Source organism: Actinacidiphila guanduensis, from assembly GCF_900103985.1.
GTDB lineage: Bacteria > Actinomycetota > Actinomycetes > Streptomycetales > Streptomycetaceae > Actinacidiphila > Actinacidiphila guanduensis.
In genome coordinates this window covers 134,115-149,825 of the sequence record NZ_FNIE01000014.1, presented here as the reverse complement: position 1 = coordinate 149,825, position 15,711 = coordinate 134,115, and the positions used below count along the sequence as shown (strand labels likewise).

At 73.2% G+C, this 15,711-nt stretch carries 12 protein-coding genes and 1 pseudogene; all 13 read right to left on the bottom strand.

The window, feature by feature from the left end:
• Nucleotides 1–63 precede the first annotated feature (63 nt).
• The gene (locus BLR33_RS27445) at nt 64–726 is read right to left on the bottom strand and encodes a GntR family transcriptional regulator (protein ID WP_093787312.1); all 663 of its coding nucleotides are present in this window, start codon (nt 724–726) and stop codon (nt 64–66) included.
• Between the two features lie 9 nt (nt 727–735).
• The gene (locus tag BLR33_RS27440; protein ID WP_176930533.1) at nt 736–1,170 is read right to left on the bottom strand and encodes an OsmC family protein; all 435 of its coding nucleotides are present in this window, start codon (nt 1,168–1,170) and stop codon (nt 736–738) included.
• Between the two features lie 63 nt (nt 1,171–1,233).
• Nucleotides 1,234–2,346, bottom strand: a complete 1,113-nt coding sequence (locus tag BLR33_RS27435; protein ID WP_093787310.1) for an LLM class flavin-dependent oxidoreductase — start codon at nt 2,344–2,346, stop codon at nt 1,234–1,236.
• A gap of 91 nt (nt 2,347–2,437) precedes the next feature.
• Nucleotides 2,438–3,691 (bottom strand): MFS transporter, encoded by a 1,254-nt coding sequence (locus BLR33_RS27430; protein ID WP_093787309.1) that lies wholly within the window; start codon nt 3,689–3,691, stop codon nt 2,438–2,440.
• Nucleotides 3,688–4,935 (bottom strand): LLM class flavin-dependent oxidoreductase, encoded by a 1,248-nt coding sequence (locus BLR33_RS27425; RefSeq protein ID WP_093787308.1) that lies wholly within the window; start codon nt 4,933–4,935, stop codon nt 3,688–3,690. Before BLR33_RS27425 ends, BLR33_RS27430 begins: the two co-directional genes overlap by 4 nt.
• 218 nt (nt 4,936–5,153) lie before the next feature.
• A pseudogene (gene ssuE / locus BLR33_RS27420) lies at nt 5,154–5,699 on the bottom strand (NADPH-dependent FMN reductase); the annotation flags it as partial.
• 294 nt (nt 5,700–5,993) lie between these two features.
• On the bottom strand, nt 5,994–6,071 hold the full coding sequence (locus tag BLR33_RS37195) for a putative leader peptide (RefSeq protein ID WP_407639729.1): 78 nt from the start codon (nt 6,069–6,071) through the stop codon (nt 5,994–5,996).
• 195 nt (nt 6,072–6,266) lie between these two features.
• The gene (gene ctaF, locus BLR33_RS27415) at nt 6,267–6,665 is read right to left on the bottom strand and encodes an aa3-type cytochrome oxidase subunit IV (RefSeq protein ID WP_093787306.1); all 399 of its coding nucleotides are present in this window, start codon (nt 6,663–6,665) and stop codon (nt 6,267–6,269) included.
• Complete coding sequence (ctaD, locus tag BLR33_RS27410; protein WP_093787305.1) at nt 6,662–8,368, bottom strand: aa3-type cytochrome oxidase subunit I; 1,707 nt, start codon at nt 8,366–8,368, stop codon at nt 6,662–6,664. The genes ctaF and ctaD overlap by 4 nt, the downstream gene beginning before the upstream one ends.
• The gene (qcrB, locus tag BLR33_RS27405; protein ID WP_093787380.1) at nt 8,365–9,993 is read right to left on the bottom strand and encodes a cytochrome bc1 complex cytochrome b subunit; all 1,629 of its coding nucleotides are present in this window, start codon (nt 9,991–9,993) and stop codon (nt 8,365–8,367) included. Before qcrB ends, ctaD begins: the two co-directional genes overlap by 4 nt.
• 149 nt (nt 9,994–10,142) lie before the next feature.
• Nucleotides 10,143–11,198 carry an NrfD/PsrC family molybdoenzyme membrane anchor subunit gene (gene nrfD / locus BLR33_RS27400; RefSeq protein ID WP_245771699.1) on the bottom strand — a complete coding sequence of 352 codons (1,056 nt, stop codon included), beginning with the start codon at nt 11,196–11,198 and terminating at the stop codon, nt 10,143–10,145.
• Nucleotides 11,199–11,200: 2 nt separating this feature from the next.
• Entirely contained in the window at nt 11,201–12,205 is a 1,005-nt protein-coding gene (locus BLR33_RS27395; RefSeq protein ID WP_093787303.1) for a 4Fe-4S dicluster domain-containing protein, read from the bottom strand.
• A complete protein-coding gene (gene fdh, locus BLR33_RS27390) occupies nt 12,202–15,462 on the bottom strand; it encodes a formate dehydrogenase (protein WP_093787302.1) in 3,261 nt (1,086 codons plus the stop codon). Before fdh ends, BLR33_RS27395 begins: the two co-directional genes overlap by 4 nt.
• Nucleotides 15,463–15,711: the final 249 nt, after the last annotated feature.

Genomic DNA, 15,711 nt, shown 5'->3' with positions numbered 1-15,711 from the left:
GGCCACCCGGCGCCCGACGCCCCCAGCCCGTCGGGCCCTCGAAGCCCCCGCGGCGGCGGCCTCTCAGACCCGGGGGCGGATCTCGTCCAGGAACGCCTCGGCCGCCGCTGCCGCGTGGCCGACGTGCGCGGCCATCAGCAGGCGGGCCTGCTCGCCGTCGCCCGCCTCGATCGCCGCCAGGATCTCCCGGTGCTCGCGGGCGGCCTTCGCCGACTGGCCGGTGACGGTGAGCCCTTGCAGCGGGATCTGCTTCCACAGCCGGTCGATGAAGTCCGCCAGCACCTCCGAGCCGCCGGCCCGCGCGACCGCCTGGTGGAAGCGGGCGTTGGCGTCGCCCGGCCCGGCGCCGTCACCGCCGGCCACCGCCCGGTCCATGGCCGCGCACGCCGCCCCGATCGCCGCCAGGGCGTCCGGGTCGGCGCGCACGGCCGCCAGCATCGCCGCCTGCGGCTCCAGCAGGGACCGCAGCATCGACACCTCCGCGGACCGCTCGCGGGTGTGCTCGCTGATGACCGTCATGTGGTTGGGCCGGCGCACCACCAGGCCCTGCTCGGCGAGCAGGGCGAGCGCGTCGCGCACGGGCGTGAGGCTCATCCCCAATTGCTCGGCGACCTCGGCGATGATCACCCGCTGGCCCGGCGCCAGGTCGCCCGCCCGGATCGCCCGCAGCAGGGCCTGGTACGCCGCCTCGCTCTTGGTGGGGGCGTGCGGGGGAGTGAGCCTCATCGCCGCAGTCTACCGATCGTCCGTGCGCCGCCCGGCCTGCGCGCGGACCACGAGCCGCACCTTGCCGCCGCGCGAAGTCGTCCCGTACACCGGGCAGTTCTCGGTGTACAGGCGCACCAGCAGCTCGGCCTGCTCCTGCGTGACGTCCCAGGTGGTGACCTCCAGCAGGACCTCCTCGTAGGCGGTGGGGTCGGTGGGGTGCCGGGTGTAGGACGCGGTGGCCTCCACGTCGTCCAGCGCGATGCCCTCCTCCCGGGCGAAGTGGGTGACGCTGCTGGTGGCGCAGGCGCCCAGCGCGGCGAGCAGCAGCTCGCCGGCGAGCCACGCCTGGCCGCGCCCGCCGCGCCCGTCGGTGGAGTCGACGACCAGCAGCCGCTCCCTGGCCTCGGCCAGGAACCGCCCCTGGGTGCGGGTGGTTCCGACGACGACGGTGTTGTCCGCCATGGTGTGCTCCTCTTCCATGAATTCGAAACTGTCTGCGACCGCCGGTGTGAACGGGCGGTCCGGTCAGGCGCCGCGGACGAGCGGCAGGATCTTCTCGGCGACCTCGTAGGCGCCTTCGAGCAGCGGCAGGGAGTCGAGGATGAAGATGTCGACGCCCGCCTCCCGGTATTCGCGCAGCCGGGCCGCGATCGTGGCGTGGCCGCCGACCAGGGCCATCGGCGGGCCCTGCTGGAGCAGCGAGATGCCCGGCCACAGCACCTCGTCGTGGGCCAGGTCGCGCGCGGAGTCCGGCAGCCGACCGGCGCGCAGTGCCTCCAGACCCGCCTCGGGCAGGGTGGCGAACACGCGGGACTGGGTGACCGAACGGCCACCCGCGTTGCCGCCCTTGGCGATGACGCCGAGCTTGCGATCCAGCGTGGCGCGGCTGGTGGCGCGCAGCAGGGTGTCGGCCTTGCGCCAGGCGTCGGCGTCGGTCTCGCCGGTCACCAGCGAGGCGCGCAGGCCGAGCCGGGGCGTGCGGCCGAGTGCGGCCGCCCGGCCGGTGACGGCGGCGAGCTTCTCGCGCAGCTGCTCCAGCGGCTCGGAGAAGGTGAGGTAGGCGTCGGCGAAGCGGGCCGCGACGTCCAGGGCCTTGTCCGAGGAGCCGGAGAACCACAGCGGGATGTGCGGGCGGCGCGGGGTCAGCCAGGGGTTGCCGACGGCGTTCTCCACCTCGACGTAGCGGCCCTTGTAGCTGACCTTCTCGCCGGCGACCAGGCGGTTGAAGACCTCCCAGTACTCGGCGTGCAGGTCGTAGCGCTCGTCGTTCTCCAGGTGGATGCCGTGCTGGCGCCAGATCGGGGTCTCGGAGTTGATGACGTTGATCAGCAGCCGGCCGTCGAAGAGCTCGTCGAAGCTGAGGGCGATGTTGGCGAGTTCGGTGACGGAGGTGACCTGGGGACGCAGGGCCACCAGCGGCCGGAAGTCGCGGGTGACGGTGGCCGCGGCGGTGGCGGTGACCCAGGCGTTGTGGCCGGTGGTCGAGAGCAGGGCGCCGCTGTAGGGCAGGGAGTCCAGCGCGGTGGCGAGCGCCTTGACGTCCGGCAGGCGGATGTCGCGGCGCCCCTCGGGCTCCCAGGGATAGGGGCCGTCGTGGGTGACGTAGTACCAGAGGAACTCGGGCTCGGTGGTGCTCACGGGGTGGGGCCTTCCGGTCGGGGCGTGGGGTCGGCGGGCTCGTCGGCGGGTGCGGTGCGCGGTCGCGGGTACGGGCCGCTGCGCGGGCGGGTCACTGCGGCAGGCCGCGGCCGCGGGTCTCGGGCAGGAAGAGCACCGCGACGATGCCGATGAGGTAGATCGGGGCGAACACGGCGGCCGTGCGGCCGAATCCGCCGATCGCCGAGGCGAGCGAGCCGGAGACGACCGAGCCGATCATCGCCAGGTAGCGGGCGCCGGAGAAGACCGAGCTGATCGCGGTCGCCCGGATGGCGGTGGGGAACAGCTCGGGGGTGTGCACGGCGTACCAGCTGTACAGCCCGCCGGTGAAGAAGCCGGCCGCGAGCTGGCACCACGTCACCAGGCCTGCGCCGTGCAGGCCGAGGAAGACGATCGGCACCACGGCGGCGGAGCCGGCGAAGAACAGCACGGCGGTGGGCTTGCGGCCCCACCACTCGGCGAGGAAGCCCAGCGCGACGCAGCCCAGGATCTCCCCGACGTTGTAGAGCGCGCCCGCCCAGCCGGTGAAGAAGGCGATCCGGCGCGGGTCGTGCACCATGCCGCCCACGTAGGTCGGCAGGAAGGAGGAGACTGCCCACCAGCCGCCGGTGATGGCGATCGAGACCACCAGGGCGGCGCCGAACCTCCGCAGCACGCCCGCCTGTCGCAGATCGGCGCGGCGGACCCGGCGCGGGCCGCCGGCCCAGCGCGGGGACTCCGGGATGCTGCGGAAGACCAGGGCGACGATGATCAGCGGCAGCAGACCGAACAGATACATCCACCGCCAGGACAGCCCCCAGGTGGAGCCGATGAGCACCCACAGCGCGGAGACGATCAGGCCGCCGACGGAGAAGCCGGCCTGCAGCAGCCCCGCGCCCTTGGTGCGCCAGCGCTCGGGCCAGACCTCCTGGAGCAGCGAGGTGCCCACGCCCCACTCTGCGCCGATGCCGACGCCGGTGACGAAGCGGGTGATGCCGAGCAGCCACCAGGTGCCGGTGGCCGCGGAGGCGACGGTGGCCACGCTGTAGACCGCGACACCGGCGACCATGGTGCGCCGCCGCCCGAGCCGGTCGCCCAGCGCGCCGCCGACGATGCCGCCGGTGGCCCAGCCGGCCAGCGTGATGGCGAGCAGGTAGCCCATGTAGCGGGGGACCGAGCCGGCCTCGTGCGCGGGCAGCAGGTCGAGCAGGGCGGGTTTTCCTGTGATGATCAGGACGAAGGTGTCGTAGCCGTCGGCGATCCAGAAGACGGTGGTGATGGCGAGGACGGTCCAGGCTCTGCGGTCGAGCCGGGTCGGTGCCGCGGGAGCGGCGAGGGTGGCGGTCACGGCGTCTCCTGCGGAGAGGTGTACGGGGACGGGTGCGAGGGCGTGCGGGGGGACGCGAGGTCGAGCGGTTCGGCGGGCGTGCGCAGCCCGGCCTGCTCCAGCAGTGGCAGGACCGCGCGGCCGAAGTGCTCGAGGTCGGGCAGGTAGTCGTAGAAGGTGAGCTGCACCCCGTCGAGGCCGGCCGCGTGCAGTGCGGCCAGTTGCCGGGTGACGTCGGCGGGGTCGCCCACGATGTGCAGGTGGCCGCCGACCGCGCGGCCGCGTGCGGAGTGCTCCAGCCAGGAGCGGCTGTCGCCGGCCTGGTGGCGGCCGGTGAAGTTGGCGATCGACTCCAGGTCGGCGTGGTCCATGATCGCCTGGTACCTGGCCTGCGCCTCCTTGCGGCTGTCGGCGGAGACGACGGTGGGGTTGATGATGACCTTCACCTCGCGGCCCTGGTCGCGGGCGGCCTGCTTGACGCGGGCCACGTGCGCGGGCAGCGCGGTGATCGCCTTCTCGAACTCCTCGCCGGCCGGGGAGGAGACGAAGACGATGTCGGAGTGCCTGCCGCCGTAGGCGAAGCCGGCCGGGGAGCCGCTGGCCGAGACCAGGATCGGGCGGCCGTAGGCGGGGCGGGGGGAGACGTAGGCGCCGCGCAGCGACCAGTGCGCGCCTTCGTAGGTGAGGTTGTCCGCGCCGGCCCACAGGTCCTCGCAGATCGCGGTGAACTCGTCGGCGGCCTCGTAGCGCAGGTCGTGGTCGAGGCGGGTCATGCCGAACATGTCGGGCTCGGTGTCGGCGTACCCGGTGACGATGTTGGCGCCGAAGCGGCCGCCGGAGACGTGGTCGGCGGTGGCGAGGAACTTCGCCAGGTGCAGCGGGTGCCAGGGCCCGTAGAGGACGTGGACGGTGCCGAAGAGCAGGATGCGCCGGGTGGCGGCGGACAGCGCGACGGCCGAGACGAAGGGGTCGAGGAAGTTCTCCCGGTAGCGGCTCGCGCCGCCGAAGCCGCCCTTGGGCAGCCACTGGGACAGGCCGAAGGCGATGTCGAAGCCCAGCGCCTCGGCGCGCCGGGTCAGTTCGAGGTTGTAGTCGAAGGTCCAGTCGGTGCCGCGGGGCAGCGTGGACTGCGACCAGCCGCCGGTCTGCAGCGGCAGGAAGACGCCGAGCAGCAGGGGCTGGCGCAGCGCGCGCGAGAGCGGGCTGTCGGGGAACTCCTGCGGCCCGGGCGGGACATGGAGGGTCTGGCGGGTGCGTACGGACACGGGGGCAGCTCCGGAAGGTGCCGGTCCGTCAGCTCATGCAATATATATATTGCATGAGCTGACGGACGAACGGATGGCGGTCAGGGCCGGAAGGGCCGGGGGACGGGGGCGGTCGCCTCGCGCAGGGCTTCTCGGGATGCCTCCCTCGGCGTGTCGCGGGGCGCCTCGCGTGCGGCCTCCCGCACGGTGCGGGCCCGCCGCCGCCCCGTGGCGACCTCGGCCGCCCGTACCCGCGGTGCCTCGACCGCGGTGGCGAACTGGTCGAGCACCTGCGCCAGGCCCTGTGCGGCCTCCTCGCCGATCACCAGCGAGCCGTCCGGCCCCGCGGCCAGGTCGCGGTCGAGCACGAACCAGCCCTGCACGATGTGCGCGGCGCCCATCGAGGACAGCACCGGCCGCAGCGCGTAGTCGATCGCCAGGACGTGGGAGGTGCTGCCGCCGGTGGCCAGCGGCAGCACCGTCTTGCCGGCCAGCGCGTGCTGCGGCAGGACGTCCAGCAGCGCCTTGAGCAGCCCGGAGTAGGCCGCCTTGTAGACGGGCGTGCCGACCACCACGGCGTCGGCCCGCTCGAACAGCTCCCGGGCGCCGACGATCGCGGGGTGCCCGAAGTCGGCGCCCAGCAGCGCCTCGGCGGGCAGGTCGCGGGCGTCCAGCGGCAGAACGGTATGGCCGCGCTCGGCGAGCCGGGCGTCCAGGTGGCGCAGCAGGCGGGCGGTGCGCGAGGTCGGGGAGGGGCTGCCGGACAAGGACAGGACGGTGGCCATGCATCCTCGTTTCGAAGAGGTGGACCGCGAGGGGCGGAGGGTGCCGCACGGGCGCGCGGCGACCGCGGGAGGGGACGCCGGTTCCGGTCGGCGCCCGGTGGCCGGCGGAGGCGTGGGAACGGTGCCGGGGCGGGGCGTCGTCGTCCCGTTCGGCCGGAGAAGTACGCCGGCCTCGGCAGCACGCGGGAGGTTCCGGCTCGGTGCGGCCCGCGGAAGACGGGCGGGACACGAGGGGGAGGAGCGGGCGCTGCCGGGGCGGGCGGTCAGGGACGCGCTAGCAGCGTCCCGGGGGCGTCAACGGCAACAGAACGCACTGGAGACGCGCGCCAGGTCGATGTGGCGGCGCCGGGTGAGGTCCAGTCGCGGGCTCATGAAAGGAAAGTCCAACAGACAACAACCGGTCGGGTCAACACGGATCTCGTATGACGGACGCCGCGGCGCACAGCGGGCATCCCGGGAGTACCGGCCGAACGGCCGTTTCCGGCGGCCGGACCTGCCGCCCCACCGTGCCGCCATCCCGCCGGGCCTCGCTGCCCGGCCGGGCTCCGGGGAAGGTGCGGGCGCGGATCAGGAGTCCTCGCCGCGGTGGACGTACTGGAAGCACATGCCGCCCACGCCCGACGCCAGGACGCCGAAGCCGAGGAGGAACAGCCACAGGCCGTAGACGACGCCGAGGGCGCAGATGGCGGTGCCCACCGCGGTCAGGGGCGGGTAGGGGCTGCGGGCGGGGAAGAAGTCCACCGGGCCGGCCCGCTCGGCGATGTCCCCCTCACGGCGGTCCTCCGGGCGCTCCCCGCCGCGGTGGCCGGCCAGGCCGAGGAAGAAGGCGATCACCGACGCCATCACGAAGGCGACCGTCAGGGCCGCCGTCCCGGCCGGCTCCGCGTCCGACCACCAGCCGTACAGCGCACCGGTGACCAGGAAGAAGCAGGCCACGCCCGTGAACAGGTTCCGTTCGCCCCTCACGGCGTGCTCTCCTGGTGCGGGTCGGGCGTGGCCTGCCCGGGCGGGGCCGGCGGGCGGGACGTCTCGGGGTGGTGCAGGTCGAAAGCGGGGGAGTCCGAGCGGATGCGCGGCAGCGTGAGGAAGTTGTGCCGCGGCGGCGGGCAGGAGGTCGCCCACTCCAGCGAGCGCCCGAAGCCCCACGGGTCGTCCACCTCGACCCTGGGCGCCTGGCGGGCGGTGCGCAGCACGTTGTAGAGGAAGGGCAGCGTCGACAAGCCCAGCAGGAAGGCGCTGATCGAGGAGACCGTGTTGAGGGTCGTGAAGCCGTCGGCGGCCAGGTAGTCGGCGTACCGGCGGGGCATGCCCTCCTCGCCGAGCCAGTGCTGGACCAGGAAGGTGCCCTGGAAGCCGAAGAAGAGCGTCCAGAAGTGGATCCGGCCGAGCCGCTCGTCCAGCATCCGCCCGGTCCACTTCGGCCACCAGAAGTAGAAGCCGGCGAACATCGCGAAGACCACCGTGCCGAAGAGCACGTAGTGCAGGTGGGCCACCACGAAGTAGGAGTCGGTGACGTGGAAGTCGAGCGGCGGGGAGGCGAGCAGCACCCCGCTCAGGCCGCCCAGCAGGAAGGTCACCAGGAAGCCCACCGACCACAGCATCGGCGTCTCGAAGGAGACCGAGCCGCGCCACATGGTGCCGATCCAGTTGAAGAACTTCACCCCGGTCGGCACCGCGATCAGGAAGGACATCAGGGAGAAGAACGGCAGCAGCACCATGCCGGTGGCGAACATGTGGTGCGCCCACACCGTGGCCGACAGCATCGTGATCGCCACCGTGGCGCCCACCATGCCGAGGTACCCGAAGACCGGCTTGCGGCTGAAGACCGGGATGACCTCGGTGATCACGCCGAAGAACGGCAGGGCGACGATGTAGACCTCCGGGTGCCCGAAGAACCAGAACAGGTGCTGCCACAGGATCGCTCCGCCATTGGCGGCGTCGAAGACGTGCGCGCCGAACTTGCGGTCGGCCTCCAGCGCCAGCAGCGCCGCGGTCAGCACCGGGAAGGCGAGCAGCGCCAGGATCGAGGTGAACAGGATGTTCCAGGTGAAGATCGGCATCCGGAACATCGTCATGCCCGGGGCGCGCAGGCAGATGATCGTGGCGACGAAGTTCACCGAGCCGAGCGTGGTGCTCAACCCGGTGAGCACCAGGCCCATCGCCCACAGGTCGCCGCCGGCGCCGGGGGAGAAGATCGCGCTGTTGAGCGGCGCGTACGCGAACCAGCCGAAGGCGGCCGCGCCACCGGGCACCACGAAGCCGGAGACGACGATGAGGGCGCCGAACAGGTAGAGCCAGTACGTCAGCGCGTTCAGCCGCGGGAAGGCGACGTCCGGCGCGCCGATCTGCAGCGGCATCACCGCGTTGGCGAAACCGGCGAACATCGGGGTGGCGAACAGCAGCATCATGATGGTGCCGTGGATCGTCACCAGCTGGTTGTACTGCGCGTTGCTCCACAACTGCAGGCCCGGCCGGGCGAGTTCGGCGCGCATGCCCATCGCGAGCAGGCCGGCGAAGAGGAAGAAGCAGAACGCGGTGACCATGTAGAGGTTGCCGATGGTCTTGTGGTCGGTGGTGGTGGTCCAGCCCAGCACCCGCGAGCCCAGCCGGCTCCCGCCGGAGGCCCCTTGGTCGACGCCTTCGGGCGCCGCCGTCTCCAGGTCCGTCATGACCGCCTCCGCTCCGGCTCCGCCAGTGCCTCCTCGATGTGCCGCCGCTGCTCGGGTGTCGTCGGCAGTTCCTCGCGGCGGGCGAAGTACCAGCGGCTGAGCGCGGCCCGCAGCCGCACCCGCCGCGGCGCCGCCCGCTCCGGCGGCGGCGCCGGGCGCGGCAGGTCGCGGACGAGGAAGCGGTAGCGGCGGTCGATGCGCACCTCGGCGCGCTGCGGTTCGAGGCCGCCGTACACGCTCTGCCGCACCACGCCGGTCTCCTCGCCCTCCTCCAGCACGTGCCGCTCGTGCGTCTGCAGCGCCAGGCACAGCCGCTTGGTGGCGAGGAAGGCCGCCACCGGCCCGAGGACCACCAGCACCCGCAGCAGCCAGGTCAGCGCGTTCACCGACAGGTGGAAGGAGAAGGCGACCACGTCGTTGCCGCCGGCCAGCAGCAGCACCGCGTAGGCGACGACGGCGGCCACCCCCAGGCCGGTGCGGGTCGGGTTGTCCCGGGGCCGGTCGCACAGGTGCGACTCGCCGCGCTCGCCGGTCACCCAGCGCTCGAAGACCGGGTAGCCGTACAGCAGCGTGAAGAGCAGGCCGGGCAGCACCACGGCGGGCAGCAGCACGTTCCACATCACGGTGTGCCCGGCCGCGCGGGTCTCCCAGGGCGGCATCAGCCGCAGCGCGCCCTCCAGGAAGCCGACGTACCAGTCGGGCTGCGCGTTGGTGCTCACCTGGTCGGCGCGGTAGGGGCCGTACTCCCAGACCGGGTTGATCTGCGCGAGGGCGCCCAGGACCGCCATGACGCCGGCGACCATGCACAGCAGCCCGGTGGACTTCGCGGTGAAGTGCGGGAACAGCGGCCGCCCGGTGACCGTGCGGTTGGTGCGGCCCGGGCCGCCCCACTGGGTGTGCTTGAGGTAGAACACGAGCACGAGGTGCGCCGCGACCAGGGCGATCAGCGCGCCCGGCAGGAACAGCACGTGCAGGATGTACAGCCGCCCGTTCAGCACGTGGCCGGGGAACGAGCCGCCCCAGAACAGGTAGGACAGGTAGGTGCCGGCCACCGGGATCGACAGCACGATGCTGTTGGCGGTGCGCAGCCCGGTGCCCGAGAGCAGGTCGTCGGGGAGCGAGTAGCCGCAGAAGCCCTCCAGCAGCGCGAGCAGGAAGAGGGTGACGCCGATCATCCAGTTGATCTCGCGCGGCCGGCGGAAGGCGCCGGTGAAGAAGACCCGCAGCAGGTGCACCCCGATCGCGGAGAGGAAGAACAGCGCGGCCCAGTGGTGCATCTGACGCACCAGCAGGCCGCCGCGCACGTCGAAGCTGATGTGCAGGGTGGAGTCGTAGGCGACGGACACCGGCAGGCCCTGCAGCGGGGTGTAGGAGCCGTGGTAGACGATCTCGCGGGTGCCGGGGTCGAAGAAGAGGGTGAGCCAGCTGCCGGTGAGGACCAGCACCACGAAGCTGTAGAGGGCGAGTTCGCCCAGCAGGAAGCTCCAGTGGTCGGGGAACGCCTTGCGCAGCAGGACCTTGGCCGCCTCCGCCGCGGGCAGCCGCCGGTCCAGCACGGTGAACCCGGTGTCCGCGGCCTGCCGTACGGCCGTGCCCAGGCGCTCGCGGCGCCCGCGGAACAGCAACACCTGGCCCCACCCTCCTTCTCTCGCGCACCGGCCGGCCCTGACGGGTGCCCGCACGACCGCGCCGCTAACGCGGTGTCAGCCGTTCGGCGGAAAAAAATGTCCTGACGGGACATCAGGAGGTCCCCCACGTGGGCGGTTCCGCCGGTTCAGGCGCCCGGCTCGGCGGCCGCGGCCGCCCGCTGCCGCTCCTGCTCGCGGGCCCGCAGCCGCTCGCGCTGCGGCACGACCGTGTACTTGGGGTCCTTCGCCGAGGCGACCCCGGCGTGGAAGACACCGAACCGCGTGCAGGCCGACCCCGCGAGCAGCGCAGCCCCGCTCACCACGGCCGCCGCCCGGCTGCGATGGCCGAACAGCGCGGCCCCCGCCGCCCCGGCCACGCCCAGGCCCTTGGCCGCGCGCATCAGACGGCCGCCGGTGCCCTCGCGGTACGGCTCGGCGACCATCCCCAGCCGCTGCTCCATCCGGCGCACGGCCGCGCTCTCCAGCACGGTGCCCAGCACCGCGCCCGCAACGGCGGGGCCGTTCTCGGCGGTGGGGGACACGGCCAGCGCCATGCCGGAGGCGGCGGCAGCGGCCGAGCCGGTGAAGACGAAGGGCAGCTCGCGGTGCGCCTCGTGCCAGGCGGGCACCGCGGTGTCGGCCGCCAGCACCGCGGTGTAGGCGGCCACGGCGGGCCCGAGCAGCGCGGCGGCGGCCGTCGCGGCGCGGCCCACGCGCGGCAGCTTGCCTGTGGCGTCCAGGACGGCGGCGGCGCCGGCCGCGGGCCCGTACACCGACAGCAGCCAGGAGCCCACGCTCATCGGCGAGGTGGGCCGCAGCACCCGCAGCATGTTGGCGAAGCGCTCCGGGCGGCCCAGGTCGTGCACGAGCGCTGCTGCCGAGGCGCTGATCGCGGCCATCGAGGAGACCTTCATGGCGCGCGCCATCACCGGCCGCCCGGTCTCCTGCGCGCCCGCGGCCAGCACCGAGCCGGCCCCGGCCAGCCCGCCCAGGAAGAAGTAGCCGGCGATGTCCAGCGGCGCCCAGGTCGGCGCGTTGATCACGGGGCGGCCGTAGTACGAGCCGAACTCCGCCTCGGGCACCATCAGTTGCTCGCCCTTGCGGCCACGGCGCCGGCCGGTGCGGGCGCCCTGCCCGCCGGGTGCCTCGCGGCCGGGCCGCTCGCCGTACACCCCGTCCCTGCCCACTCCCGATCCGCTCACTGTCATCCCTTCCGGTCCGTGCCGAAGACGGCGAACGCGGCGGCGAGCCCGCCGAGCAGGCCGCCGGCGGCGAGGGCGGCGTGGCGCCACATCGAGGGCAGGTCCCGGGTGGTGACCACCGGGTCCGGCGGCAGCCCGTAGACCTCGGGCTCGTCCAGCAGCAGGAAGAAGGCGCCGTCGCCGCCGACCCCGTCGTCCGGGTCCTCGCCGTACAGCCGGGCGCCGCTCTCGCCGGCCGCCTGCAGCTGCGCCACCCTTCCCGCGGCGCGCTCGCGCAGCTCCTCCAGCGGGCCGAACTGGATGGAGTCGGTCGGGCACGCCTTCGCGCAGGCCGGCTCCATGCCGTCGCCGAGCCGGTCGTAGCACAGGGTGCACTTGAACACCCGGCCGTCCGAGGGCCGCTGGTCGATCACGCCGTACGGGCAGGCGGGCACGCAGTAGCCGCAGCCGTTGCAGACGTCCTCCTGGACGACGACCGTGCCGAACTCCGTGCGGAACAGCGCGCCGGTGGGGCAGACGTCCAGGCAGGCGGCGTGCGTGCAGTGCTTGCACACGTCCGAGGACATCAGCCAGCGCAGCTCGGTGCGCCCGTCCGGGGAGGGCACCACGGTGAGGTCCGCGCCCTGCTGGGCCTGCGGGGCCGCGCTGTGGGAGTCGCGGGCGCCGGCGGCGCTCCCGTCCGGTTCGCCCGCGGCCAGCGCGAAGACGTCCACGCCACTGTGGTCGGGGGCCGCGGGCAGTGGCCGGGTCTGCTCGACGAAGGCGACGTGCCGCCAGGTGTCGGCGCTCAGGCCCTGGGTGTTGTCGTAGGACATGCCGGTCAGTTCCAGGCCGTCCTCGGGGACGGCGTTCCACTCCTTGCACGCCACCTCGCACGCCTTGCAGCCGATGCACACCGAGGTGTCGGTGAAGAAGCCCATGCGCGGCGGGTGGTCACCGTAGCCGGCGTCGCCCGCCGGGTCGGGCTCGGCGCCGGCGAGCAGGTTGCGGCCGATGAGCGAGCTCATCCGCGCACCTCCGTCCCCGTGCGCTCGGTGATCCCGGCCCGCAGCCGGTAGTCGGCGAGCAGGGCGAGCAGTTCGGGGCCGCGCGGCCGGCGGCCCGGCCTGATGTCGGCGGTCAGCGCCTTCACCTCCTGGATGTGCACGTTGGGGTCGAGCGCGATCGAGGACAGCTCGTTGGCGGCATCCCCGGTGCTGTAGCCGTTGGGGCCCCAGTGATAGGGCAGGCCGATCTGGTGGACGGTGTGCCCGCCGGCCCGCAGCGGCGCCATCCGGTCGGTGACCAGCACCCGCGCCTCGATCGCGCCGCGGGCGGTCACCACCGTCGCCCACCCGGCGTTCACCAGGCCGCGCTCGGCGGCCAGTTCCGGGGAGACCTCGCAGAACATCTCCGGCTGCAACTCGGCCAGATAGGGCGACCAGCGGGTCATGCCGCCGGCGGTGAAGTGCTCGGTGAGCCGGTAGGTCGTCACCACGTACGGGAAGACGCCCGCGCCCGGCTCGGCGCCGCTGGGGTGGTAGCGGTTGTGGTCGCGGGCGAAGAGCTGCCGCACGGGGCTGCGCTGCTGGTGCGGGTGGAGCGGGTTGGCGACGGGGGAGTCCTGCGGCTCGTAGTGCGTGGGCAGCGGGCCGTCCACCAGCCCCGCGGGCGCGAACAGCCAGCCCTTGCCGTCGGCCTGCATGATGAACGGGTCGATGCCGCTGAGCGCGTCGGGCCCGGTGGCGTCCTCGGGCGGCCGGTACGAGGGCGCCCGGTCCGGGATGAAGTCCGGCACGTCGTGGCCGGTCCAACGGCCCTGCTCGGCGTCCCACCACACGTATGCCTTGCGCTCGCTCCACGGGCGGCCCTCGGGGTCGGCCGAGGCGCGGTTGTAGAGCAGGCGGCGGTTGGCCGGCCACGCCCAGGCCCACTCCGCGGCCACCCAGTCCTGCTCGGTGTGCGGCTTGCGGCGGGCCGCCTGGTTCACGCCGTCGGCGTAGACCCCGCAGTAGATCCAGCAGCCGCAGCTCGTCGAACCGTCGTCCTTCAGCTCGGTGTACGCCGACAGGTGTGCGCCGTCGGGCCCGTAGCCGTTGATCTCGGCGAGCACCGCCTCCGCGCTCGGCTCGGCCAGCGGGCCCTCCACCGGGTAGTCCCACGCCAGGTCGAGGATCGCGCGGTCCCTCGGCTCGGTGGACCCGGCCAGCCGCTCCTTGATCCGGCGGCCCAGGTGGTAGGTGAACCACAGGTCGCTGCGGGCGTCGCCGGCCGGCTCCACCGCGGTGTGGTGCCACTGCAGCATGCGGTTGGTGTTGGTGAAGGAGCCCGACTTCTCGGTGTGCGCGGCCGCGGGGAAGAAGAACACCTCGGTGCCGATGTCCTCCGTGCGCAGCTCGCCCGTCTCGATCTCGGGGCCGTCCTTCCACCAGGTGGCCGACTCGATGAGGGAGAAGTCGCGCACCACCAGCCAGTCCAGCTTCGCCATGCCGAGCCGCTGCATCTTGGCGTTCGCCGAGCCCACCGCGGGGTTCTCGCCCATCAGGAAGTAGCCCTTGCACACCCCGTCCAGCTGCGCGAGCACCGTCTCGTAGGTGCTGTGCGAGCCGGTCAGGCGCGGCAGGTGGCCGAAGCAGAAGTCGTTGCCGGCCGTCGCGGCCTGCCCGTAGTACGCCTTGAGCAGGCTCACCATGTAGGCCCGCATGTTGCCCCAGAAGCCCTTCTCGGTCTTCACCGCGTCCACGAAGGAGTCCAGGTCCTCGTGGGCGTGCGCGTGCGGCATCGGCAGGTAGCCGGGCAGCAGGTTGAACAGGGTGGGGATGTCGCTGGAGCCCTGGATGCTGGCATGGCCGCGCAGCGCCTGGATGCCGCCGCCGGGGCGGCCGATGTTGCCCAGCAGCAGCTGCAGGATGCACGCGGTGCGGATGTACTGCGCGCCCACGCTGTGCTGCGTCCAGCCGACCGCGTACACGAACTCGGTGGTGCGCTCGGGCCCGGAGTTCGCCACCAGCGCCTCGCACACCTCGCGGAACGCCTCCGGTGCGATGCCGCAGACCTCCTGCACCATCTCCGGGGTGTAGCGGGCGAAGTGGCGCTTGAGGATCTGGTAGACGCAGCGCGGGTGCTCCAGTGTGGGGTCGCTGTTCGCGGTGCGGTCGGCCCTGGCGCCGCCGGAACCGTGGGCCTCGGAGTGGCCGGCGGCGGAGACCGCGCTGTTGCGGGCCCGTTCCTCGTACAGCGTGTCCCGCTCGCCGGAGGCGGCCTGCACATCGCCGCCCTCGTACTGCCAGCTCAGCGGGTCGTAGTGGCCGCCGTCGGGGTCCAGGCCGGAGAAGACGCCGTCCAGGTCCTCGGTGTCGCGGAAGTCCTCGCCCACGATGGTGGCCGCGTTGGTGTACGCCAGCACGTACTCGCGGAAGTCGGAGCCGGTGCTCAGCACGTGGTTGATCAGACCGCCGAGGAAGGCGATGTCGCTGCCGGCGCGGATCGGCACGTGCAGGTCGGCCAGGGCGCTGGTGCGGGTGAAGCGCGGGTCGACGTGGATCACCTTGGCGCCGCGGGCCTTGGCCTCCATCACCCACTGGAAGCCGACCGGGTGCGCCTCGGCGAAGTTGGAGCCCTCGATGACGATGCAGTCGGAGTTCTGCAGGTCCTGCAGGAAGGTGGTGGCGCCGCCGCGCCCGAAGGAGGTGCCCAGGCCGGCGACGGTGGAGCTGTGGCACACCCGCGCCTGGTTCTCCACCTGCACGATGCCCAGGCCGGTGAGGAGCTTCTTGATCAGGTAGTTCTCCTCGTTGTCCAGCGTGGCGCCGCCCAGGCTCGCGATGCCCAGCGTGCGGTTGACCCGCAGTCCGTCGACCTCGTCCTGCCAGGTCTCGCGCCGGGTGGCCAGCACCCGGTCGACCACCATCTCCAGCGCGGTGTCCAGGTCCAGCCGCTCCCAGTCGGTGCCGTACGGCGGGCGGTAGAGGACCTCGTGACGGCGGGCGGAGCCGGTGGTGAGCTGGAGGGTCGCCGAGCCCTTCGGGCACAGCCGGCCGCGGCTGACCGGGGAGTCGGGGTCGCCCTCGATCTGCACGACCTTTCCGTCCTTGACGTACACGTCCTGCGCGCAGCCCACCGCGCAGTACGGGCAGATCGACTTGACCACCTTGTCCGCGGTCGCGGTACGGGCCCGCAGCCCGTCCGTGGTCCGGGAGCGGGCCGCGGCGCCGCGGCCCAGCGGATCGCCACCGGACAGCTGCCGGTACACCGGCCAGTCCTGGATCCAGGTCCGCACGCCCATGGGCAACTCCTCGCTCCGGGTCGCGGCCGCGCCGCCTACCGGGTGCACGGCTGCCCGCGCAGCCGCCCCGCACACATCCCGGGGGCGCCGATCCCCCGGAACAGACCACACAGTTCCCCCGCCTGCCGCGCCAACAGGTGGCGGCCGGGGCGGGGTGTTACGACGGCCGGGGCGGGGTCTGACGACGGCCGGGTCGCCGCCGGGCCCGTCCGGCACTCGCAGTGGCCTAAGGTCGGGGGAGGCGAGAGG